This window comes from Nostoc sp. FACHB-152 (genome assembly GCF_014697475.1).
In the GTDB taxonomy this organism is placed as follows: Bacteria; Cyanobacteriota; Cyanobacteriia; order Cyanobacteriales; family Nostocaceae; genus Nostoc_B.
The window spans coordinates 40798-63746 of the sequence record NZ_JACJRV010000036.1 but is presented as its reverse complement, the minus strand read 5'-3'; the positions used below and the strand labels follow the sequence as shown (position 1 = coordinate 63746).

General features: G+C 42.8%; 20 protein-coding genes and 2 pseudogenes. 12 read left to right on the top strand and 10 right to left on the bottom strand.

Features of this window, described 5'->3' with window-relative positions; all coding sequences use genetic code 11:
• The first annotated feature begins 182 nt into the window (after window positions 1-182).
• The 7 genes from H6G76_RS21510 to H6G76_RS21480 all read left to right on the top strand — a co-directional run bounded on the left by H6G76_RS21510 (window position 183) and on the right by H6G76_RS21480 (window position 8195).
• Window positions 183-1283: an FAD-dependent oxidoreductase gene (locus H6G76_RS21510; RefSeq protein ID WP_242056482.1), complete on the top strand. Its 1101-nt coding sequence runs from the start codon at window positions 183-185 to the stop codon at window positions 1281-1283.
• A 305-nt stretch (window positions 1284-1588) separates the two neighbouring features.
• Window positions 1589-2143: a thioredoxin domain-containing protein gene (locus tag H6G76_RS21505; RefSeq protein WP_190705268.1), complete on the top strand. Its 555-nt coding sequence runs from the start codon at window positions 1589-1591 to the stop codon at window positions 2141-2143.
• Window positions 2144-2192: 49 nt separating this feature from the next.
• On the top strand, window positions 2193-3068 hold the full coding sequence (locus H6G76_RS21500; protein WP_190705266.1) for an oxidoreductase: 876 nt from the start codon (window positions 2193-2195) through the stop codon (window positions 3066-3068).
• Between the two features lie 104 nt (window positions 3069-3172).
• Entirely contained in the window at window positions 3173-4363 is a 1191-nt protein-coding gene (locus H6G76_RS21495; RefSeq protein WP_199337471.1) for an acyl-CoA dehydrogenase family protein, read from the top strand.
• 196 nt (window positions 4364-4559) lie between these two features.
• Window positions 4560-5486 (top strand): alpha/beta hydrolase, encoded by a 927-nt coding sequence (locus H6G76_RS21490; protein WP_190705263.1) that lies wholly within the window; start codon window positions 4560-4562, stop codon window positions 5484-5486.
• Between the two features lie 274 nt (window positions 5487-5760).
• Window positions 5761-6591, top strand: a complete 831-nt coding sequence (locus H6G76_RS21485) for an oxidoreductase (protein ID WP_190705260.1) — start codon at window positions 5761-5763, stop codon at window positions 6589-6591.
• A 257-nt stretch (window positions 6592-6848) separates the two neighbouring features.
• Window positions 6849-8195, top strand: coding sequence for a condensation domain-containing protein (locus H6G76_RS21480; RefSeq protein ID WP_190705257.1), 1347 nt, complete (start codon window positions 6849-6851; stop codon window positions 8193-8195).
• A gap of 148 nt (window positions 8196-8343) precedes the next feature.
• Here H6G76_RS21480 and H6G76_RS21475 read toward each other — a convergent pair whose 3' ends face one another.
• Complete coding sequence (locus tag H6G76_RS21475) at window positions 8344-9285, bottom strand: IS5 family transposase (protein ID WP_190705254.1); 942 nt, start codon at window positions 9283-9285, stop codon at window positions 8344-8346.
• Window positions 9286-9502: 217 nt separating this feature from the next.
• Between H6G76_RS21475 and H6G76_RS21470 the strand changes: the two genes are divergently transcribed.
• Together H6G76_RS21470 and H6G76_RS21465 are read left to right on the top strand one after the other, a co-directional pair.
• Complete coding sequence (locus H6G76_RS21470; protein WP_190705250.1) at window positions 9503-9664, top strand: hypothetical protein; 162 nt, start codon at window positions 9503-9505, stop codon at window positions 9662-9664.
• A 49-nt stretch (window positions 9665-9713) separates the two neighbouring features.
• Window positions 9714-9959 carry a hypothetical protein gene (locus tag H6G76_RS21465; RefSeq protein WP_190705248.1) on the top strand — a complete coding sequence of 82 codons (246 nt, stop codon included), beginning with the start codon at window positions 9714-9716 and terminating at the stop codon, window positions 9957-9959.
• Window positions 9960-10008: 49 nt separating this feature from the next.
• On the opposite strand, the gene H6G76_RS21460 is transcribed toward H6G76_RS21465, so the two are convergent.
• Window positions 10009-10161 (bottom strand): hypothetical protein, encoded by a 153-nt coding sequence (locus tag H6G76_RS21460; RefSeq protein ID WP_190705245.1) that lies wholly within the window; start codon window positions 10159-10161, stop codon window positions 10009-10011.
• Window positions 10162-10210: 49 nt separating this feature from the next.
• On the opposite strand from H6G76_RS21460, the pseudogene H6G76_RS21455 reads away from it, so the two are divergent.
• Window positions 10211-10600, top strand: a pseudogene (locus H6G76_RS21455) (anthranilate phosphoribosyltransferase); the annotation flags it as partial.
• Between the two features lie 333 nt (window positions 10601-10933).
• Here the strand turns inward: H6G76_RS21455 and H6G76_RS21450 are convergent.
• The 8 genes and pseudogenes from H6G76_RS21450 to H6G76_RS21415 form a co-directional block, all read right to left on the bottom strand.
• Window positions 10934-12439, bottom strand: coding sequence for an HlyD family efflux transporter periplasmic adaptor subunit (locus H6G76_RS21450; protein ID WP_190705242.1), 1506 nt, complete (start codon window positions 12437-12439; stop codon window positions 10934-10936).
• Between the two features lie 19 nt (window positions 12440-12458).
• Window positions 12459-14666 (bottom strand): peptidase domain-containing ABC transporter, encoded by a 2208-nt coding sequence (locus H6G76_RS21445; protein WP_190705240.1) that lies wholly within the window; start codon window positions 14664-14666, stop codon window positions 12459-12461.
• Between the two features lie 104 nt (window positions 14667-14770).
• Window positions 14771-15157, bottom strand: coding sequence for a hypothetical protein (locus H6G76_RS21440; RefSeq protein ID WP_190705236.1), 387 nt, complete (start codon window positions 15155-15157; stop codon window positions 14771-14773).
• Window positions 15158-15425: 268 nt separating this feature from the next.
• A pseudogene (locus tag H6G76_RS21435) lies at window positions 15426-15690 on the bottom strand (IS4 family transposase); the annotation flags it as partial.
• A gap of 90 nt (window positions 15691-15780) precedes the next feature.
• Complete coding sequence (locus tag H6G76_RS21430) at window positions 15781-16164, bottom strand: hypothetical protein (RefSeq protein ID WP_190705233.1); 384 nt, start codon at window positions 16162-16164, stop codon at window positions 15781-15783.
• Between the two features lie 450 nt (window positions 16165-16614).
• Window positions 16615-16956: a hypothetical protein gene (locus tag H6G76_RS21425; protein WP_190705230.1), complete on the bottom strand. Its 342-nt coding sequence runs from the start codon at window positions 16954-16956 to the stop codon at window positions 16615-16617.
• An 819-nt stretch (window positions 16957-17775) separates the two neighbouring features.
• On the bottom strand, window positions 17776-18168 hold the full coding sequence (locus H6G76_RS21420; RefSeq protein ID WP_190705227.1) for a hypothetical protein: 393 nt from the start codon (window positions 18166-18168) through the stop codon (window positions 17776-17778).
• A 451-nt stretch (window positions 18169-18619) separates the two neighbouring features.
• Entirely contained in the window at window positions 18620-18964 is a 345-nt protein-coding gene (locus H6G76_RS21415) for a hypothetical protein (RefSeq protein WP_190705224.1), read from the bottom strand.
• Window positions 18965-19642: 678 nt separating this feature from the next.
• Here H6G76_RS21415 and H6G76_RS21410 point away from each other — a divergent pair.
• Complete coding sequence (locus tag H6G76_RS21410; RefSeq protein ID WP_190705221.1) at window positions 19643-21418, top strand: helix-turn-helix transcriptional regulator; 1776 nt, start codon at window positions 19643-19645, stop codon at window positions 21416-21418.
• 9 nt (window positions 21419-21427) lie between these two features.
• Complete coding sequence (locus H6G76_RS21405; protein ID WP_190705219.1) at window positions 21428-22873, top strand: DUF1822 family protein; 1446 nt, start codon at window positions 21428-21430, stop codon at window positions 22871-22873.
• Window positions 22874-22949 lie beyond the last annotated feature (76 nt).

Here is a 22949-nt window from a genome sequence, read left to right as displayed (position 1 = left end):
TATTGACATTAAGTCCTAATAAGCGTCCTTTCTACCAACAAGGTCAAAGAGCTATGAGACTTATTCTGTCTGCATTCTAGCCCTTTTTGTAGCCCCTTAAGGCTGCTTATGGTATTAAAGTCCATGCTTCCACCCTTGATTTTGCAGAGGTGATTCGCCGCAAACGAATAGTTGTGCAATCGATGCGTGAAATGAACTTGCACAATCTAAAAATAGCTCTTGGTCACGAACTGATCGTTGGTACGGGACGCTTTGTTGCTCCTCAAACGATTGAAGTGGCGACAGATGAAGGCAATACTCGGTTAATTACCGCAGAACGATTGTTTATTAACACAGGCACACGACCTTTGATTCCATCCATACCCGGACTTAAAGAAGCTGGGTTTTTGACTAGCGAGTCGATTATGGAGCTAGAGCAGTTGCCTGAACACTTACTTATTCTCGGTAGCGGCTATATTGGATTGGAGTTTGCTCAAATGTTCCGGCGCTTTGGTTCTCGCGTTACGGTGATTGGACAAAGTGAGCAAATTCTTTCACAGCAAGATCCAGATATTGCAATGGCGGTGCAGACATTGCTGGAACGAGAGGATATTGAATTTCTGCTGAATGCGAAAGTGTTAAAGGCTGATCGTGCTGGCAATGCAATCAAACTGCAAATCCAAGTTGCTAATCAGCAAATAGAGCTTCAAGGTTCACATTTGCTCATTGCTGTTGGTCGTGTGCCAACTACCGATAGCTTAAATTTAGCTGCTGCTGGTGTGGCAACTGATGCTCGTGGATTTATTGTAGTTAACGATCGCCTAGAAACGAATGTACCAGGTATTTGGGCGTTAGGCGACATCAATGGCGGCCCGCAATATACCCATGTGTCGCTGGACGATTATCGGATTATCAAAGCAAATTTGATTGATGGCGGCAACCGCAACACTAGCGATCGCCCAATTCCCTCCTGTCTGTTCATTGATCCAGAACTGGCGCATTTGGGGTTGACTGAAACCGAAGCACGGCAACAAGGGTATGCCATTCGAGTAGCAAAACTGGATGCCTCAGCCATTCCCAGAGCGAGAACACTAGGCAAAACTGATGGTTTGTTGAAGGCGATCGTGGATACTGAGACAGGGCATATTCTCGGTGCTTCACTCTTGTGTCATGAAGCAGGTGAAGTGATTTCAACTGTGCAGATGGTGATCCAAGCTCAAATGCCTTACACCGTTTTGCGCGATGGTGTGTTGACTCATCCCACAATGACCGAAGGGTTAAATTTGCTGTTTTCAAAGATGTGAAGCAGCAAATGCAGACATCTTATATTTGGAAGGGGAATTGAGTCATTTTATTGAATTCCAACTAAAGTTTGAGTTACTCTTCCATTGTCAGATGGATTAAGCGATCGCCCACTCGATTAAATAAAAGTATCAACTGTGAGTGGACGACAAACCAAAATCAATTGCATATATTAGATTCATGCAAACACAGATAGCAATCCAGTTGCCAGATTCAAGTTTGCTGATACACATAGCACAGAGAGGGATGTAGGCGTAATCCCCGCAAGTGATGCTTGCGGTAAACATACTTCCCCTCGGAGGTTCCAGTGAACAATGACCATCAACACCGTTTATTATTCCCACCTTCAACCCAGGATCGTAAACAAGGGCTGTTAAGTGCCTCTGTGGTACTGGTGATGTATGGAGATTACCAATGTCAAGAGAGTGCGGAGGTTTATCGGTTGCTGAAAGTCATTGGGCGACAACTGAGTACTTCGTTGGGAGAAGATTATTTGTGCTTTATTTTCCGTCATTTTCCCCAGATAAAAATTCATTCTCAAGCTCTACGTGCGGCTGAAGCGGCTGAAGCTGCTGCTGTTCAAGGTCAGTTTTGGCAAATACATGACATTTTGTTTATTCACCAACAACAGTTAGCAGATGGTTATTTAGTAGAGTATGCCAACGATTTAGGACTCGATATCTCCCAATTTCTCCAAGATATGTGTAAGCATCTGCATCTTGAGCGCATCAATCAAGATATCGAAAGTGGCATCCATAGCGGAGTAACAGCTACCCCAGCTTTGTTTATTAATGGGATTTGGTATGGCGATCGCTGGAATATGGAGCAGTTGATAGCAGCCATTGTCAATACAGAAAATTGAGCCAATCAAAGACTAATCAAGTCAGTGTTAGTTTATTCAGGAATATATCATGACGAATCAAACATCATCTCGCGTGTGGCTGATTACAGGCAGTTCTACGGGCTTTGGTCGGGTTTTAGCTGAAGCTGCTTTGGCTCAAGGCGATCGTGTCATTGCAACGGCTCGTGATGTCAGCAAAATTCAAGATTTAGAGCAGCAATATCCACAGACGGGAAAGGCAGTTCGTTTAGATGTTACCGATCCAGCAACCATTCAAACGGCTGTGCAGAGTGGTTTAGCAGCATTCACCAAAATTGATGTGCTGGTGAACAACGCGGGCTATGGATTGATGGGTGCAATTGAGGAAGTAAGCAACCAGCAAATCCGTGACCAATTTGAAACCAACTTCTTTGGGCTGCTAAATGTGACTCGTGCCATCATTCCGACATTCAAGAAACAAGGCGTTGGTCATATCTTGAATATTTCTTCAATAGGCGGACGGATAACATTTCCTACGATGGGGCTATATCATGCTTCTAAATTTGCAGTCGAAGGACTTTCAGAGACCCTCGCACAAGAACTTAAACCTTTTGGCATTAAGGTGACAATTGTTGAACCAGGAGGCTTTGAGACCGACTTTTCAGGTCGCTCTTTGATTACGGCAAAGCAAATGCCAGAGTACAATTCTTTCTGGGCGGAAGTGGTCAAACTTAGGGAAGAGTATCTTTATGGTCATGTACCAACGGGTGTTCAAGCAATGTTGAAAGTGGTGGAATTACCTGACCCGCCGCTTCACTTGGCGATCGGCCCCAATGCACTACCAACGATTGTTCAAAAACTTTCCTCAGATATCGAAGAATATCAGCGCTTTGAGCATATCTGGCAAGAGTCTACCGCCAATGCGGGCGTGGGATTTAATTTTCCTAGCCTCACCCAGCAAGTTTAGAAACAAAGCAGCTGCTACCCCAGCTTTGTATAGCGATTAGCGATCGCTGGAATTTACCTCACACATGAAGCAGCAAGAACTAAATTGCTGAAGGATAACTCACTATGATCCAATGTCTTGAAAAAGCACAATCCCTTAATGTCCTCGATATCGGTCATCAACTTGCTCAGGAATTTGCCAAAACAGCCCCAGAGCGGGATCGAAATGGTGGTAGCCGCCCAATCCATGAGATTGAGCAGTTGCGCCAAAGTTGTCTACTCAATCTGGTGATTCCTAAGATTTATGGGGGATTAGGAGAAACCTCTTGGGTTAAAATCTTTCAGTTGATCCGGGAGTTCTCCAAAGCTGATGGCTCGATTGGTCAACTGTTTGGCAATCACACCTCAATTGTCAGCTCCCTCTCAACCAGCAATCCAACACAGGTAGAACAATTCTACTTAGAGACAGTAAAGCACAACTGGTTTTGGGCAAATGCAGTCAATGTACTAGATCCAAGATTAGTGGCAACTTCCACAAGCTGGGGCTGGCAGTTGAATGGCATCAAGCGATTTGCCACAGGAGCAAGCCTATCAGACAGGATGATTGTCAGTGCCTTAAACGCTGATTCTCAACAGCCCATCATTGCAGTTGTTCCGAGCGATCGCCCCGGTATTCACTTTAATGGCGATTGGGACAACATGGGACAACGCCAAACTGACTCAGGTAGCGTCACGTTTGAGCAGGTGCTGGTGAGACCAGATGAAATTCTGACTTCTATTTATGCAAATGACAGCCCGATCGTCAGTCTGCTGAATGTCTTCAAGCAACTCAATCAAGTCAACATCTATCTGGGTATTATCCAAGGCGCGTTTGCAGCTGCAAGAGACTACACCACAACCAGAACTCGCCCCTGGATTACGTCTGGGATAGAACAAGCGATTCAAGACCCTTATATTCTGCATCACTACGGTGAATTTTGGATGGACTTAGAAGCGGCAACATTACTTAGCGATCGCGCGGCCCAAGTACTGCAAGCTGCCAACGAACAGGGTATTAATTTAACCGCCCAACAAAGAGGAGAAGCCGCGATCGCTGTTTACACAGCCAAAGCATTCGTCACGAAAATTGGTTTAGCAATCACAACGCAGATGTTTGATGTAATGGGCGCAAGCGCTACTACACGCAGTTATGACTTTGATCGCTACTGGCGAAACCTCCGCACAGCAACACTCCACGATCCGGTGGACTACAAAATTCGGGAAGTCGGCAACTGGGCGCTGACTGGCACTGTGCCAACTATCACACCTTATTCTTAACGGAATTTACGCACCGCTTTCATCTGGTTGCACCTGATTATCCGGGCTACGGTAACAGTTCTATGCCAACTGTGCATGGATTTGACTACACGTTCGATCGCCTGGCACAGATCGTAGAGAAATTTATCGGTATAGCACAGATTTGAAACGACCTAAAAAGCAATCTCTAACAAATTTACTAACTCCCACAACAGCTATGCAAAGAACAACCAGCTTTGAAAGTAAGGGACTAAAGTGTTCTGTCACCTTTTATACTCCGGATAAAATAGCATCTGGCGTTAGCTGCGCTCGCCAAAGGCATCGCTTTCCCGCAATCGTCATGGCTCATGGAATTGGCTTGACCAAAGAGATGGGACTACCTCAGTTCGCTGAGTTCTTCGCTCAAGCTGGGTTCGTCGTTACGTTATTCGATTATCGCTACCTTGGTGCTAGTCAGGGAGAACCTCGTGGGCAAATCCTCCCTACCGAGCAGTATGAAGACTACCGCAATGCTATCACTTGGACTCAACTACAAAAAGAAGTTGATCCTGAGCGCATAGGTGTTTGGGGTTTCTCCTATAGCGGCGGTCACGCGCTGCATCTGGCCGCATTTGATCGGCGCGTCAAAGCAGTTGTGGCACAGATGCCTACAGTGAGTGGATTTCTCAACTCTCGCCGCCTGAGTTCTCCACTTGAACTCGAAGAACTCATAAAACTACTTGCACAAGACCGGATAAAACGGTATCAAACCAAAGAAGTGAACTACTTCCCGTTAGTTGCTCCACCTGGCCAACCCAGCTTGTTACCGACACCAGACGCTTTCACTTGGGTTGAATCAGCTAAGAATCCCAGTGAAGGAACATGGGAAAATCGGCTCACTTTGGAATCGATTGAACACTGTCTATATTACGAACCGATTCCTCACATTGAGGCAATTTTTCCCACCCCGCTATGCTTGATTATCGGCGAGAAGGACTTTCTTGCACCTGCTGACTTAGCTGCTGCTGTCTATGCGCGGGCGATGGAGCCGAAGTCCCTCACAATCTTGAAAGGCGGACACTTTGATGCTTTCCAGGGAGAGGGCTTTGAGATTGCAAGTATAACTGCCTTGAGATGGTTCGAGAAATATTTGCAGCAGGCTTAAACCACCTGTTGTGTAACTAAGTTGTTTTTTCAGTTGAATTTAGATTCCAACTTAAGTTGGAATCACCCTACCATGTTGAGATTGACTAATTCATCAATCATACTGTTGTGTAAAACTGTCAACCCTGAGTGGACGACAAATTCGAGTCAATTTCCTATATTGAATTCATGCAAATACCAATAGTAAATCAATTGCAAGATTCAAATTTGCTAAATACGAGATATTGCATATCGAAGCTTTGCTACTAACCCAAATAATTTTCAGGGGATAAATCATGACTCAGAGAACATGGCTGATTACTGGTGCTTCACGGGGCTTTGGTGCCGAGATTGCGAAAGCAGTTCTGGCAGCAGGTGACAGATTAATTGCCACCGCCCGCAATCAAGCTGATTTGCAACAGTTTGCAACCAATAAAAACGTATTAGTACTGAGTATGGATGTCACTGATGAGACTCAGGTAAAAGCAGCGATCGCCACAAGTCTAGAAAAATTTGGACAAATCGATGTATTGGTTAACAATGCTGGATTCGGTTTGCTCGGAGCAGTCGAAGATTGCAGTGCCGAAGAGGTTGAGAGTGTTTATCGCACCAATGTCTTCGGGCTACTAAATGTCACCCGTGCTGTCCTGCCTAGTATGCGTCAAAATCGCTCTGGACACATCATTAATTTATCGTCTATCGGTGGCTATCGCTCCTACCCAGGATGGGGTGTTTATGGCTCGACCAAGTTTGCCATCGAAGGGATTACCGAAGCCCTACATTACGAGCTAGCACCGTTAGGCATTCACGCTACGGTGGTTGAGCCAGGATTTTTCCGTACCAATTTTCTTGATGCCAGTTCACTGCGTCAGACTAGAATACAAATTCCTGATTATGCTGAAACTGTGGGTAAAACGCGCGACGTGGCAGTTGAACGTAACCATCTGCAACCAGGAGATCCGATCAAACTCGCCCAAGCCATTCTTGAGATTGTCAACACCCCAGAACCGCCCCTTCGCTTACCTCTAGGTACAGACACGCTTCAAGCAATAGCTCAGAAGAACGCCTACGTTGAGCAAGAGACGCAAAAATGGCGAACTCTGGCTGAGTCTACCGATTACAGATAAGGAGTGGAATATGGAGCCAATATCAACTATGCACGTACTGATTGTAAATGATTTTCAAACTGCGACATTTCGTAGTGCTGAAATTCCCCAACCGTAAACCCACTCGCTTTGATCCACACAGGTAAAACACCCCATGCCAAATCAGTCCTCGCTGCTGTGCTAGGAACTGATCTAGGTGGGATTGTGGAAGCGGGGAGAGATGTTAGCAAAATTGCGATCGATTTATAACTCAGATAAATTCTTCCAAGAGGTTTTTTATGCTTCGACAACTTGGTATTGAAGAACGTATATTCTGGTTACATGACCAGGCGATACCGCTACATTTCACAGTAGCTGCAAAGGTAATCGGGGAAATTCAGGTTGACTCATTACAGCAGGCACTAGTTTGGGTGCAACAACGACATCCCTTACTGGGGGTACGAATCGTTCTTGATTCCTTGGGAAACCCTTGGTTTACTGAAGATTCAGCTACTATTCCCTTACGAGTGGTGCAACGACAAAGTGAACAGCAGTGGCAACAGGAAGTGGAACAAGAGCTTGCCCATCCATTTAACTGGAATCAAGCCCCACTAATTCGGATGGTACTGGTTCACGCAGCCGATTGCTCAGAACTGATAATAACCTGTCACCATACGATCGCTGATGGTATGTCAGTAGTTTACTTGCTGCGGGATATACTGCAAGTGATTGGGATACCAGGTAGTCAGCAACAGATTTTACCCGAACGTCCTGCCTATGAATATCTAACGCCGATTGCTCACAAAATTCAACCTCCAACCAAAAACTCACAATTAGAGTTGGTAAATCCTAGCCAGACTATACCGCCAGCAAAAAGTCTTCACTTTCGTCTCTTAACCTGGTCGCTTTCACCCGAAGAGACTGCTACCGTGATTCGCCGTTGTCGACAAGCACAAACTAGCGTTCATGCGGCTATTTGTGCAGCTTTCTTGTTAGCGATCGCGCAATCCCATCACTCACAAAATGACACAGAAGCTCAGAGCCTGGAGCAACAACAACCTGTCACCCTGAATTGTTTAACAGCGATTAATATTCGTCAATTCCTCACACCTCCCATTCAAGAGGACTTTGGCTACTACTTCACCTCAAATATTTCGGCTCATACCATTACCCCGAATTTATCGCTTTGGGACTTAGCCCATATCATTAAGGCGCAGCTCAATCAGAAGATGTCACCCGACCAGATTTTTGCCCATCTTCCCGAAGCTGAAGCGTTTATTGCCACAAATCCCAGTGTTGATACAATCAAAGAGGTCTTCCAAGAACTGTATAGATATGACGTTCTTGTTAGTAATCTCGGAAAATTGTCTATTCCTACACAGTATGGACATCTCCAACTTGCAGCTATATATGGCCCATCTGGAGCCATTCATGTTGAAAATGGTCGTTTTATCGGAGTTACAACCTTAGGAGACAAAATGTTTTTTAACTTGCTCTACCCCGATTTAAACATCTCATTAACCAAGATTGAGTATTTACAAAAGAAGGCAATGCAACTCTTGTTAGGAAAATCGATGGAACAAGTTCAACTATCAAACGATACTTTTATTTCTGAGGACAAGCAGAGCTTAAGCAAAGTCAAGTAAGAAATATCTGGGAGTGGCGGATGAGGAATATTATTACAATACCTTCGTAAAATAAGAGGATAAAGAGAGAGGGCTGATGTAATAGAGTTATTGGGCTTTGTTGCATGAAAGGAAAAAAAGATATACTTTCCCTGGGTTGGAGCAGTAATTAGGCTTCGACTTTGTAACTGTCCGGCTTGCCCAACTGGATCATGCGATTAAGGGCAGCACATTGCAAGAACAACTCGACAGCTTGATTATCAAAAAAGCGTCGTCTTAACTTACCGCCAAAAATGGTTTTAAGTCGAAATATTGCTGTTTCGGATAATGAACGTCGATGGTATCCACTCTCAAGTTTCCATTGCTTACGCCCGACTTGATTCACTCGACGCAGGTTTTCATCTCTAGGATGTGGCTGTGCTATCTCTTGTGGGTGTTGTTGGATTTTGGCGTTACTGCGCGGAGGAATAGTTGCTGTGGCACCTCGCTCCTGCGTCGCATCGTAACAGTCAAATGTGTCATAGCCACCATCACCAGATACTTGCTCTATCGGGTAATCAATCTGCTCCAATAAGTCGGGCAGCACCTCACAATCCGCTAAATCATTAGTAGTAACTACAGCAGCCAAAATTTCGCCACTTCCCTCATCACAGCCAAGATGCAACTTACGCCATGTCCGCCTTTTACCAACCCCATGTGTACGCACTTTCCATTCGCCTTCACCATAAACTTTCACCCCAGTTGAATCTACGACTACATGGACTGCCTTGTTCTTCGGAATTACTGGCAGTTCTACCGACAACTTGCTTAAACGTCTTGATAAGGTAGAGTGATCTGGCACTGCTAGCTCAATCCCCATCAGCGTAAACAGCGATTCTAAAAAACCTTCTGCTTGCCGCCCAGCTAGATGAAACACTGACTGAATCGTTCCCATTGTGGCTATCGCCACATCACTGTAATAATTCGATGCTCCCTTTTTCCCGGTTTTTTGCTGATTGCGCCACTGCTCGATGATCTCTTCGTTCACCCAGAAAGTTATACTGCCTCGTTGCTTGAGTGCCGCATCATAGGCGTTCCAATTCTTCACTTTGTACTGGGCTTTTGTCTTCATATGCAAGGCTAGGCAGAGAGAAAAGGCTATAGGTAAAATTTACCATTTTGCCTATTCACGCAACAACGCCAAATACAAGTTGAAATTGAGAAGCTCGTACTCCAAACTCATCAACTCAATGACATTCCCAATTGCGAGTTGCGAATTGCGAACTGCGAGTGCAAGTCCAAATACAGATTGTGGATTTTTCCTGGAAGTAGAGCAAGGAGCATGAACAATGGAACCGAGTGAAATACTCAAGACATTCAATAGCTGCTACATTCAACTTCAAGCGATAGCTCAAGATAGTCGATGGTTGGCACTATCCAATCTTCATGATGTTGACCCAGAGATGAAAATTCACTTAGGCGACGTATTGCATTATCTGGGGAAGCGATGAACGGTATCGAGCCGTTTGTTGAGGCCAAGATTAACCAGGAGACAAAAATGTGAAACTTTATCTGACCAATGTATCACCAACTCTGCCACCGTGGGCAACCATCACATCCCAAAACCCAAACTTGGTAGAGCTAGAAATTGACGAGCATCACCCCGATTTTCAATCGCTCCTGGATGGATTGGCTAGTGAGATTCAGCCGGGGGTTGTTGGGGTGAAGTCGGCTGATTTGTGTGAGGCTTTGGTTAACAGATGTGGGGATGTTAGGTCAGTTTCAGTAACAAATGTTTTTGTGTAAAAAGGGCAGGCACATGAAAAAGTGCTTGCCCGGAATACAGAATTACTGTTTAGTTGATGATGCCATACTTTGTAACGCCTGCTTTTTCTCGGCTGGGTATAGGTCGGGATTTTAAACGAATTGAAGTTTTACGTTTTGGTTGAGAATCCGGTTGCTGTTGCCCTAGAAATTCAATAAGTTCATTCCCAGTCAGCTTTTTCACTTCAAGGGGCGACAAGCGAGCTAAAGTGCTTGCTTGTCGCCCCTTGAACGCGATCGCTTTACATGGACGAGAAAAACTAGATGAGGCGGGATTGGCAGACGTTACCGATTTAGTTGTGCTGTCAAACCACAAATTACATTTACTGGAATTGAATCCAGAAGAGTTAGGTTTTAACCCAGTTCCTACTAGCACACTGCGGGGAGGGAATGTCCAAGAAAATGCTGAAATTTTGAAAGCAGTTCTGCAAGGAAAAGGTACTCAATCACAACTTGATGTAGTGACTTTAAATACAGCTTTAGCACTCTTTGTTGGGGAAGTAATTCCTGAAACTGATGATTATCTTGGTGCTTTAACAAAATGTGTTGTTCTTGCTAGAGAAGTTTTACAAAGTGGTGCTGCTTGGGCAAAGTTAGAGCAGCTAACCCGATTTCTTCAGTAATCAGGAAATTGACTGTTTATAAAGCCCCTTCTCCTGCGGAGACCAAGGCGAACGGGGCGGGTGTGGGGTGTAGTGAAAAAAAATTAGCCCTGAAGCGATGTTTAAAACCTCGCCCCTCTCTACGAGACGCTACGCTAACGTGGGCGAAAAAATCCTTGTCTCCCAAGGTAGGTCAAATAGAGAGTGGGCTAAACAACAGCCGAGACAGTTAAAGTAGGTAGTGCAAAAAGTTAAAGAAGAATGGGGAATTACAGTCAGTACTAAAACAATTAAAAGAATAATAAAAATACTATCCATACTTTATATTTGGTCAGTACCAAAATATTAGTTGGCTTACAAATCGGCAATTAGACGAGCTTTCCTCAGAAAAAATTGTAGTACAGTCTCTTCACGGGAAATAATATCTGCTCTCCCCTCCATTCCCAGTTGAATGTGACACTGATTTTTGCCTTTACCTAAGACGAGTGTTTCTGGCTCAATCGTAACTTCGTAGTAACTACCAGTTGTTGCTACTTGCGATCTAGCACTCGTGTTAGCCGCAGATGTATTGTTACTATTTTTTTGCGGAGTAATTGCATCGGGAGAAATTGCCTGTACTTGACCCTTGAGAGTACCGTAATCTGGATAAGGGCAAGCACTCACACGCATTTGCACTTTTTGACCAATTTTTAATTTATTCTTATCTTCTGATGCGATCGCAGCTTTAATAACTTGAGGTGCATAGTGAGGCACAATTTGTAGTACTTCTTCTCCAGGACGTACGGTTTGACCTGGGTTGCGTAAATTGAGTTGAGAGACTATGCCATCGGTTGTAGCAGTAATAGTAGTTTGTTTTAAGTCGAGTTCTATTTGCCCCAGGTCGCTAGTATCACGTTCTAGTTGTTTTTCTGTTTCAATTCGTTGCTTAACTAGAGCTTGCCGTTCTTTTTCTAAAGTTGCTTTGCTACTTTCTCCAGAGGCCTTTTCTTGAGCAATACGCTCAGTCGCTATTGCTACTTCAGCATTACTAGGGTTGAGAGCGGCGATCGCTCTTTGTCTTTTGGCTACAGCAGCGGCCACTGCTTGTTGCAGTCGCTCAATAGTTTGTTTTTGAACCTCAACTGCGGCTGTTTGCACGGCTACTGCTTGTTCTTGTTGTTGAGCAATAGCTACAGCCTCTTCTAGTTGATCTTGAGATAGCGCACCTTGTGTGGCTACACTCTGATAGCGTTTTTGTTTGGACTTTGCTGCACCCCAAGCCGCTTGACTAGCTCGGAGATTCGCTTGTGTTGATTTTAACTGTGCTATCCCCGCCTGTAATTCTTTGTTCGCCATTTTAATATTGGCATCAGCTTCTTGGAGTTCAGAAACAGTTGTAATTTTTTTGTCTTGATATTCCCGCTCTCGTCCACTCAATCCGGCTTGAGCAGATGCGATCGTGCGGTTGATGCGGTCATTTTCGGCGTTAATTTGACTATTAAGTGCATGAATTTGAGCGTTGATTTGCACTAATTGCAATTTAGCTTGCTGGATATTAGTTTGCAGTTGGCTTTTTTTAGTTTGCAGGCGGGAGTCATCAATAGTAGCAACAGTATCGCCTTTTTTGACTTCTTGATTTTCTTTGACATAAATCTGCATTACCTGACCTTCGGTTGCTGCTTGTACAATCCGTAATTCACCAGTCGGACGCACAACCGCCTGTCCCTTAACTGTTACTTTATATTTAGCCACAGCCGCCACAGGGATCGCTAAACTAAGAACGCCCAGAATAAATATTCCGCCCCATGTTGTCCAGCGAGTAATAGGTGGAATAAATTCGTTTGTTTGTAATGGAGGGAGGAAATCTATCTTGCTAACCATAATGATGATGACTCAATTATTAATGCTTACCATTTGTAGAAGCAAGAGAAGGTGCGATCGTTCTTTCTTTCGGGAGTGAAACAAAGTCATCTAAAAAGTCTAAATGTTCACCTGGCATTTGCCGTAAATCTTCTGGTCTACCTTGAATTTTTAACTGTCCTTGGTCTAGCAAGACAATCCAATCTGCACGTTGAATAACCTTTGGACGGTGACTGATTAAAATCGTTGTTTTACCTCGACGGTAGTACAGTAATTTATCTAAAACTTGTGCTTCACTCACTGGGTCAAGCGCGCCTGTTGATTCATCTAAAATTAAAATAGGTGGGTCAGTAACGATGGCTCTGGCTATCGCTAATCTCTGCCTTTGCCCACCAGAAAGATTTGCACCAAATTCACCTAAAACAGTTTGATATTTATCTGGTAATTTACTGATAAATTCATCTGCGCCAGCAATTTTACAAGCCTTAACAATATCTTCAAAACTAATATCAGGATAACTAAAACGGAAATTGTCAATAATCGAACGGCTCCAAAAATGGGGTTCTTGAGGTACAAGTATAACCTGTTGCCGCAAACACTCTAAAGACAGGTCTTGTTGGTTATAATCTCCATAGCGAATATTACCTGACTGCACCTGATATAAACCAGTAATTAACTTAGCCAGGGTACTTTTCCCACATCCAGATTTACCAATCAGCGCAATTACTTGACCACCAGAAATAGTTAAAGAAAAATCTTGCAACAAGTCAACTCTACCTGCGTGATAAAAGTTGAGTTGAGTACAGGTAATATCTGCATTACCCGGAATTTCTGCCCAAGGTTTTTTAAAGTCATTCTCATCTTCTGGGGTAGCATCAATCACTTCTGTGAGGCGTTGAATCACAATTTGAGCAGTGATAAATTCATCAATTAACCCAATAGCAGCACCCAAAAAGCCCAAAAAATTACCACTCATGCCGTTATACGCCATTAATTGCCCAATACTTAATGTTTGATTAATGACTAAATAACTGCCTAACCAGAGGATGCCAATATTAATGAACATAGAAAAGATGCCGGTTACTGTACTGCTGTACAGCCCCAGCTTCATCATGCTCCAGCCGAGATTAGCCAGACGACCATAATTGCCTTGATACTCTTGCCAAGCTTGGGGAGTTGCTTGGGTAGTTTTTAAGACTTGAACACCGCGAAAGGTTTCTACTAAAAAGCCTTGATTTTCCGTCCCCAAGACAATCATGTTGCGGGTTTTGCGACGCATTGCTGGGAGGAATAACAAGTTAACAGCCGTGACGATCATAAAAGCGGCAATGGAAGCGAGTGTTAATTGTACGCTGTAAATGAGCATAAAGCTCAACGATGCTACAGCAATAAAGAATTGGCTAGGTAAGCCCAAAACGATTTGCGAAACTAGAGTATTGATGGCGTTCACATCAGCAATACGGCTGACTACTTCCCCACTTCTTCTGCCTTCAAAGTATGACAGGGGTAAATGTAAGAGTTTTCGCCCGTATTCTAAAATTAACCCTAATTGCAATCTTTGACCAAAGTGACCGATGAGGTGAGATTGGACTAAGCCAATGGCACTTCTGATTAGGTTCATGGCGATAACGCCAATTGCCACAGTGGTGAGTAGTTGAGTATCTCCTCGTACTAACACATCATCGGTTAGTAGTTGCATCATAAATGGAGTTGCCAAAGAAAGCAGTCCAATGCCAATGTTAATGGCGATCGCTTGGGCGAGAATAGAACGATAAGGCCAAACCCGTTGGATATAACGTCCAAGACCACCAATTTTATCTGACTCTTGTTCATAAAAGCGACCATCATCAGGAGTCAGCAGCAGCATGACACCATTACCCCAACCCGCCATTAATTCCTGACGAGTCAGATGACGGATACCTACACCAGGGTCGGCAATTACGTATTTATTCCGGTTTTGTCCGTATAAAACTACCCAATGGTTCCCTTTCCAATGGATAATCGCTGGTAAAGGAGCTAAGTGCAAAGAATCGAGTAATTGTGGGCTGGCTTTGACTTGACGGGTATTGAATCCGAGAGTTTCTGCACCCCGACTTAAACCCAAAAGGGATGTCCCTCTTGACCCTGTACCTACGGCTTCCCGAACGCGGTTGAGGGTAAATGTGCGTCCGTAGTGTTTCGCAATGGTGGCTAGACACGCTGCACCGCAGTCTTCTTCACTATGTTGTAGGACACTTTCGTATTTCATATTCCAGCTTTTTAGTAGCCAAGAAAGAAGGTCGAGGCTTTTCACCCCGACTTATAAAACTTTAATTTTCAGCGTTATTTCAGGTGAAAACCGGGCAGTATATATTAGAGGGTTCTGTAGTACACATCATATGTAGAACCTCCTCCAGACACTCGCGTTACGCCCTGACCGTATATTGCTCCTGGAACGGTAAAACCACCTAAATAGTCGTCACCACCGTTGAAGAAGTCGTCGTCATCAAAAAGATCGACCTTTGCGAAATTACCGACCTCTAAACCTAGGTTAACTGCGACATACTGCCCTGTACCTACATCACCGGCTCCCGCAAGGCTTTGACCGTTGAGTGTAATATAGGGGTCGTCTCCGCTGTCGTTGTCTGCACCAGCGTTTATGGCTAGAAAACCATCCACCAGAAGGAAAAATCCTCCCTCTAGGGTGGCTGCTTGTTGTGGGGTTAATTCGGTCAACAGTTGTTCTAGTTGGTTGTTCATCTTCTTTTTTTACTGAAATAGAAACTACAAAATCGATGATTTGGAGTTAGGATAGGCAGTGAATTTGTTGCCAGTCAGAAATTATTTTTTGCGATCGCCTCTAAAATAATTCTTGCATAATTATTATTTTAAAAGTTCATATAAAAACTCATAATTTTTGATGAAAAACTAATGTATAACTTGAACTATATTCCCTCTTTTGTCACCTTCGGCAGAGTATAATCTGAAGCTCCTATTTTTCCTTTCTTATCATAATACATTAGCCAATTTACGAGGGTTCAACACCTGTGAAAAGGGGATGAATACGTCCCAAAGAAAGAAGTGAGCTTGGCAAAAATTTGGGCTAATAAAATAGGCTCAGGCTTTTGAGGCAGTATTTTTAACATTTCATGAACATATCGAAAACCACGGTAATAAGCTTTCAGATCAATAATGCCAGAACCAGGATTATGTTTACGGAAATCAGCCAGAAGATGATGGGATAAATTGACCATAAAGAATGCAAGATTAGCAGCATTAGTCACAGCAGTTTGGTAAAAATACATACCTTAATGAGTAATTAGATTCACATTCACCGCCCATGACTTGGAGTTTGGGCGGTGATTACGCCAGTTCTAGCTCGTCTATGTTGCTGTGACTCTATATCTTATTGTGTAACCATTTACGTTAGCCCAAGCTACAGAAGATCCTGGCGTTGGTAATGTTGAAATTTGTCTCTCACCTAGAAGATCATCGCCTGCCAGTCCAGCAGGATCATCCATATCCAAAAGTCGAAGAAGTGATTTACTCGAAAATACCCTACTTCTGTTAACTACGGCAGTCTGTCCCGCTGTCATGTTCTCCCTTGAGAAAAGAGTTATCCCGGCGAACTGAACGCGGGGATCGTTTTCGGGGCCAGGGTTTACAGCATCAACGGATAATAATGTAAATCTAGCTCCTCCCTCTACGGTGGCTGCTTGTTGGGAAGTTAATTCGGTCAACAGTTGTTCTAGTTGGTGGTTTTTCATCTTCTTTCCTTCCTGAAATACAAACTACAAAATCGATGATTTGGAGTTAGGATAGGCAGTGACTCTGTTGCTAGTCAGAAATTAGTTTTGGCGATCGCCTCTAGAGCGACATAAGACTGTAGTTAATGACATTGAATTCAGAGTCTTTGTTTGACCTCGTTAGGGTTTTAACCCTTTCATCAGAGTTAATGGAGTGGTCTTGTTTGATTTATGCACTTGACCCTAGGCAAGAATTGTTATTTTGCCTATTCAAATTCACAAAATCATTGCCCTGAGTAGCTTCTAGCTATTATGTTTGAAGTAATAAAACTTAATAAAAATGCTATTTACAGAAAATCTAGTCGGTTCAATTGAACCGACTAGATCGAGTTGTTGGATATTGATTTGAACTTAGACAGGACAATCTAAAGTTAAAAATTCAAATCCGTAAATTCACTTGAGAATTGCACATTAGCCTACGGAATAGAGTTCGAGATCATATGGATTGCCAGGACTAGGGTTATCTTGAAACTCATATATACGCCCATCTGACAAATCGTAATCTTGGTTTACGTTGTAATCAGCTCGGCTGTCTTTATCAAAGCTAATGGTTCCTCCACTTGTTGCAGTCCAGATCCATGTCTCATCAGGTTTGTGCAGCCATGACCTACCGTCTAAAACGTAGGTAATATTGTAGCTAGTTTTGTTTTTAATGGTAAACACCTCCTGGGCGCCGCCACTAATTGTTTCAGCAGCTTGTTGGTCAATTTCTTTGATCAAACCAAAATCTTCTAGGCAGCTTTGATTTAACATGATTTTTCTCCTTGTTTCGTTAAGATGACATCAATAGCCTTCAATTCGGTCAATAGACCTCTTGCATAAATATTTTTTTGTCTCGCGCAAAGGCGAGGCAGCGCGGTGGACGGGTTTCCCGACATAGAGCGACTGCCGTCGCAAAGACGCAAAGAAAAGCTCGCAAATAGCGACTTTTGCAAAAAGTCTAATCTCTGCTATCGATGATTTGGAGTCAGGATAGACGATGACTCTGTTTCCAGTCAGAAATCAGATGTGGCGACCGCCTCTAAAATAATTCTTGCATAATTATTATTTTAAAAGCTCATATAAAAACTCATAATTTTTGATGAAAAACTAATGTATAACTTGAACTATATTCCCTCTTTTGTTACCTTCGGCAGAGTATAATCTGAAGCTCCTATTTTTCCTTTCTTCTCATAATATATTAGCCAATTTACGAGGGTTCAACTGATAAATATCAGTTTGAATGCCATCTTCAATATCACTTTCACACAAATATTTCTCCGGTAGATGACGGTAGTCTAGTTTTTCCCCGTATTTACGACGAGAACATTTATTCGTCAGAAGTATAAATTGCTTTATCTATCTTGGACATTGTTTTTCTCCTGTAGTAAAGATGACATCGATTTCAATTAGTTAAAATCCTTCTGCTGCTTGCTATAGAGCCGTTGGCGTTGCATATTTGCGGGATGGGCTTTTCGTCCCATCTCTGAAATTGCCAGGGCAGGCAGGATGCCTACCCCACAAGAATCATTTCTTAATTAACAATACCTTTAATTTTCAGCGTCATTTCAGGTGAAAACCGGTCAGGATATATCAGAAGGCTCTGTAGTACACATCATATGTAGAACCTCCTCCAGACACTCGCGTTACGGCCTGACCGTTTGTTACTCCTGTAACGGTAAAACCGCCCAAATAGTCGTCACTACCGCTGAGGAAGCCGTCATCTTCATCAAAAAGATCGACATTTGCGAAATCACTGACCCCTAAGCCTCGGTTAACTGCGATAAACTGCCCTGTACTTACACCATCATAGGCTCCCGCAAGCCTTTGACCGTTGACTGTAATATAGGTGTCGTCTCCGTTGAAGGTGTCTGCACCAGCGTTTATAGCTTGAAAACCATCTACAAGAAGGAAAAGTCCTCCCTCTAGGGTGGCTGCTTGTTCTGGAGTTAATTCGGTCAAAAGTTGTTCTAGTTGGTTGTTCATTTTCTTTCCTGAAAATTTGTTTACGAATTATAGAATTAATAATTTGGAGTAGGCTGGACAATGACTCTGTTTTTAGTCAAAATCAGTTTTGGCGATCGCCTCTAGAGCGACATAAGACTGTAGTTAATGACATTCAACTCAGAGTCTTTGTTTGACCTCGTTAGGGTTTTAACCCTTTCATCAGAGTTAATGGAGTGGTCTTGTTTGATTTATGTACTTGACCCTATGCAAGAATTGTTATTTTGCCTATGCAAATTCACAAAATCATTGCCCTGAGTAGCTTCTAGTTATTATGTTTAAAGTAATAAAACTTAGTAATAATGCTATTTACAGAAAATCTAGTCGGGTCAATTGAACCGACTAGATCGAGTTGTTGGATATTGATTTGAACTTAGACAGGACAATCTAAAGTTAAAAATTCAAATCCGTAAATTCACTTGAGAATTGCACATTAGCCTACGGAATAGAGTTCGATATCATACGGATTGCCAGGAGTACCTTCGTTATATTGAAACTCATATATACGCCCATCTGACAAATCGTAATCTTGGTTTACGTTGTAATCAGATCGACCGTCTTTGTCAAAGCTAATGGTTCCTCCACTTGTTGCAGTCCAGATCCATGTCTCATCAGGTTTGTGCAACCATGACCTACCGTCTAAAACGTAGGTAATATTGTAGCTAGTTTTGTTTTTAATGGTAAATACCTCCTGGGCACCGCCACTAATTGTTTCAGCAGCTTGTTGGTCAAGTTCTTTGATCAAACCTAAATCTTCTAGGCAGCTTTGATTTAACATGATTTTTCTCCTTGTTTAGTAGTTAAGATGACATCTATAGCCTTCAATTCGGTCAATCTCTGCTATCGATGATTTGGAGTCAGGATAGACGATGACTCTGTTTCCAGTCAGAAATCAGCTGTGGCGATAATCGCCTTTCTACAGCCATAAGACTGAACAATATTGAAATTAGAGTCTTTGTCTTGACCTCTTTGAGGTTTTAACCCTTTTCATCAGAGTTAATGGAGTGGTCTTGTTTGATTTATGCACTTGACCCTAGGCAAAAATTGTGAATCTGCCCGATTAAATTAGCTGAATCCTTGTTCTGATTAGGTTCTAGCTATTATGTGTGAAGTAATAAAACTTAAGAAAACTGCTGTTTGCCTGTTGACTGTGCAAGTTTTTCAAGAACAGTGCATAAAAAGGCGATCGCCACCCCAATAATCAGATAAAAGGGGTAAAACTAATGTATCGAATTGATTGTCAATTTGTAAAAGCTTTATTAGCAAAAACAACCTCAAAGGTAGAATTGAGCAAAAGAGTTTAGTGGTTCTTACAATATATAAAGAGAAAGTTATCGTTTATTGGTTCACAATAAAACTAAAGAATCAGATCAAGTTCTTCTAAATCTGGTTTTGTCAACCTGGTTTCTCGCTCTCGATAGGTAAGACACTAACATTGAGCGGACAATCTCTGCAAATGAGCGATCAATTCTGGACTTTGTACAACTTCACCCAAACTGGCGGTCATCCTCCCTTCAAACGGCTAATTCAAAATCGCTTGCGGGAGAGAATGGAAAAGCTGGTTCACTTGCATCCCAAATGGAATGATAACGACTATGTGCATTATTTTGGAGAAATTCTCAATGACGATTCCCGACCAGAAACTGAAAAACGCTTGGCTCACTTGCACTTATTAGCTTACTTCGATCGCGATCGCTGTTATCTAATTTGGAGAAATTGGTGCCATCTGCCGTTTTATGCTACTGATGCAGAAAATTTGTATGCTCTGACTAACGAACACCTTTGTAATCGTGAGAAATTGCAGCAATATCTCAGTAAGTATCAAACTAATGGCTATGGTGGAGCAAGTCTCAAAACCTATATGGTAGGGATACTGCGAAATGTAATTCGTGACTATAGAAATTCAGAATCGAGATGGCATCTATTATGTAATGTTGAGATCAATAGCCAGAGAAAATTTCAAAAAGCCGCAGAACGGCTCAGAGCCGCGTTAAATAAAGCTGGTACAAAAGAACCGGAAATTTCTCAATATCTTTTTGCTTGGCGATATTTTATTCCTATTTATAAAAACAACCGAGTTTATCATCCAGATAGAAGAGAAGGAGGAAAATGGCCAGAGCCGGAATTGGCTGATTTTGCCCAAACGGCTAAAGATTACAACTCCCAAAGATTTCAGCTAGGCGCACCTGTGCAAGTAGCTGTCGGTACAGATGTAGCACCTGCAACGATTCAAAAATGGATGAATATTTGTATTCATGCTTTACAGCAATCTTCTCAAATCTTGGAAGTGCCTTACGATGCTGATATTAACCAGCAGCCTGATGAAACAAGCTTTGACGCTGAAGATATAGACCAAAATGAAACACAAACTGAGTCTTTACCAGCCATAGACCTAGCTTTAAAAGGCGAACTGGAGATTATTGAGCAAAATTTAGATAAAGCTCGTAGCCAAATTCCTAAATCCTATCGCTTGGCTGTAATGCCTTTGTGCTATCCCCATCGATTGGCACTTTTAACCCAAGAACAGTTAAGCAGTAAGATTGGAGTTCATCAGGGAACAATTTCGCGCTACATCTCCAAAAATGTGGAAGTACCGTTACTAGAAAAGTTTCAGGCGTTAACAAGTGAGCGAATTAATCTCAGGACTGATGTTAAAACGTTTTTAAACGAAAAATTTACCTATCTTAACTCGGCTAATCCTATTGAAGCTCAATTAATTGCAGCGATCGCCGCTTTAGATGCCCAATCTCAGCAAATTCTCAAACTTAGCTATGGTCAAAAACTGGGACTCATTGAGTTAACTCGCACTCTTAGCCAAGCACAACCTACTAGCCAAGAAGAAGTACAAAAAAAACTGGGTTTAGCTCAAAACCAATTAGAAAAAAACTTATCCAATTTACTTAACCAATGGCAAAGTAATTATGTCAAATTATGGCTCAAAAACTATTATCAAAATCTGATTCAATCAGGATTATTAAAGTCTTTTGAGCAATTAGGGTCACAGCAAAAAGAAATTCTTTGCCTAAGATATAGTCAAAAGCAAGACATTAAAACTAACTCTCAGGCCTGGCAAACCCTAGCTATGGCTAAACAGCAGTTGCAGCGTTCCTTTCTGTGGTGGATTGAAAATCATTTTGGACTTTCCCTAGAGAAAGAAACGCAACAAGTTGGGGAAATTGTTGAGGATTGGCTGTCACAAGATTTGCTGTACTTAGAAATCCAGAGAAATTAAGGTCGAAAAATGCTGAAATTGCGAAAACTTGCTACTGTTTACCCTAACCAACTCTGGTTGAACTTATCCCAAGAGCTTCAACTAGAAGCTTGGCAACAATCCCAACCTCATGCCAATGCCGCCGCTCGCTGTCAAGCTTACCTAAATTATTTATGCTTAAAAACTTTTATTCCCTGGCTGGAAGCTTGGTTAGCAGAAGCCAATGAAGCTAAAGATGTTAATCACAGGATTTTTTCTGCAAATACCTGGAACTCGCTTTGGGATGTGGTGAACGGCACTCCAATTGAGTGGCAAGGACTCCGATTAGTATTGATTCCTAGCGAAACCAGCGATTTAGAAGAATTTGCTGTTCCCCGTGAGTGGGTTGATATTCCTAGCTGGAGAAAAGATTATTATCTCGCTGTCCAAATCAATTTAGGTGAACAAGAGCAATCTTGGCTGCGGGTGTGGGGATACGCTACCTATGAAAAACTCAAAAGTCTGGGCATATATGATGAGGGCGATCGCTCTTACTATCTTAATCAAAAAGTCCTGGCTGAAGACCTCACACAAATGCTACTCGCTCCCCAGCCAGACACAAGTCCCCAAGCAGAAGAAGTGCCGCAGCAATTACCTGCAACAGTAGCTCAGGAATTATTAGCGCAACTCAGTAAACCGGAAATATACTCACCGAGACTGGCAGTGCCTTTTGAGGAGTGGGCAGCATTATTAACAAACGAACAGTGGCGACAGCAATTATACAACCAGCGTCTAGGGTTAACGGCAACTGTAGCAGTCATGGACTTGCGGCAGTGGTTACAGAAAGCTGACAGAGTAATAGAAGAAATTTGGCAAGCTGTCGAAACACTTTTAATACCTCTAGAATTGGGTGCAGTTCGCAGTGCAGAAAATCCAGACCAGACAGTTTCGCCGGAAGCGATCGCGGCATTGATTCGCCTGCTGCAATCCGACCGACCCGAAAAGGAACGCTGTCAAGCAGCCGGGGTTTTAGGACAAATCGGGATGGGACATCCAGCAGCTATTGAGGCGTTAACTCAATTGTTACACACTGCTAAAGATGAAGAAACCCGTTGGGAAGCCGCTTTAAGCTTAGGTAAAATCGCTCCTGACCATCCCGAAGCGGGTGTCAGCAAAGCTAGGTTAATTGACTTGGGGATGCAGTTGGGAGATTGCCAAGTGGCACTAATTGTGACAATCAGACCCAAAAAAGAGGAAAAAATTGGAGTGCGATTGCTAGTGCAGCCCATCAGCCCAGAAGATAAGCTGCCACCCCATCTGACACTGAGTGTGATTGCTGATGGAGAAACGCGCTTGCAAGCTCAAACAAGAAGCGATGAGCAAGGTCAAGGGAAAGATAAAATCCTCCAGTTGGGCTTTAGTCCGCCACCAGGAACTCAATTTCAGGTGAGAGTGGCACTAAATGAGGCAAGTGTGAGCGAGTATTTTCTTGCTTAATCTACAGCAATGAACAGGGTTGAAAGCCTTTGTTTTATGGCTTTGTTATTAAAATTGGTACTTTATTCGCCAGCAA

Bases quoted from the DNA above. Each gene is read 5' to 3' on its own strand.
- H6G76_RS21510 (WP_242056482.1), top strand. From the start codon at position 183: ATGCGTGAAATGAACTTGCACAATCTAAAAATAGCTCTTGGTCACGAA.
- H6G76_RS21500 (WP_190705266.1), top strand. From the start codon at position 2,193: ATGACGAATCAAACATCATCTCGCGTGTGGCTGATTACAGGCAGTTCT.
- H6G76_RS21495 (WP_199337471.1), top strand. From the start codon at position 3,173: ATGATCCAATGTCTTGAAAAAGCACAATCCCTTAATGTCCTCGATATC.
- H6G76_RS21490 (WP_190705263.1), top strand. From the start codon at position 4,560: ATGCAAAGAACAACCAGCTTTGAAAGTAAGGGACTAAAGTGTTCTGTC.
- H6G76_RS21485 (WP_190705260.1), top strand. From the start codon at position 5,761: ATGACTCAGAGAACATGGCTGATTACTGGTGCTTCACGGGGCTTTGGT.
- H6G76_RS21480 (WP_190705257.1), top strand. From the start codon at position 6,849: ATGCTTCGACAACTTGGTATTGAAGAACGTATATTCTGGTTACATGAC.
- H6G76_RS21475 (WP_190705254.1), bottom strand. From the start codon at position 9,285: ATGAAGACAAAAGCCCAGTACAAAGTGAAGAATTGGAACGCCTATGAT.
- H6G76_RS21470 (WP_190705250.1), top strand. From the start codon at position 9,503: ATGGAACCGAGTGAAATACTCAAGACATTCAATAGCTGCTACATTCAA.
- H6G76_RS21450 (WP_190705242.1), bottom strand. From the start codon at position 12,439: ATGGTTAGCAAGATAGATTTCCTCCCTCCATTACAAACAAACGAATTT.
- H6G76_RS21445 (WP_190705240.1), bottom strand. From the start codon at position 14,666: ATGAAATACGAAAGTGTCCTACAACATAGTGAAGAAGACTGCGGTGCA.
- H6G76_RS21440 (WP_190705236.1), bottom strand. From the start codon at position 15,157: ATGAACAACCAACTAGAACAACTGTTGACCGAATTAACCCCACAACAA.
- H6G76_RS21430 (WP_190705233.1), bottom strand. From the start codon at position 16,164: ATGAAAAACCACCAACTAGAACAACTGTTGACCGAATTAACTTCCCAA.
- H6G76_RS21425 (WP_190705230.1), bottom strand. From the start codon at position 16,956: ATGTTAAATCAAAGCTGCCTAGAAGATTTTGGTTTGATCAAAGAAATT.
- H6G76_RS21420 (WP_190705227.1), bottom strand. From the start codon at position 18,168: ATGAACAACCAACTAGAACAACTTTTGACCGAATTAACTCCAGAACAA.
- H6G76_RS21415 (WP_190705224.1), bottom strand. From the start codon at position 18,964: ATGTTAAATCAAAGCTGCCTAGAAGATTTAGGTTTGATCAAAGAACTT.
- H6G76_RS21410 (WP_190705221.1), top strand. From the start codon at position 19,643: ATGAGCGATCAATTCTGGACTTTGTACAACTTCACCCAAACTGGCGGT.
- H6G76_RS21405 (WP_190705219.1), top strand. From the start codon at position 21,428: ATGCTGAAATTGCGAAAACTTGCTACTGTTTACCCTAACCAACTCTGG.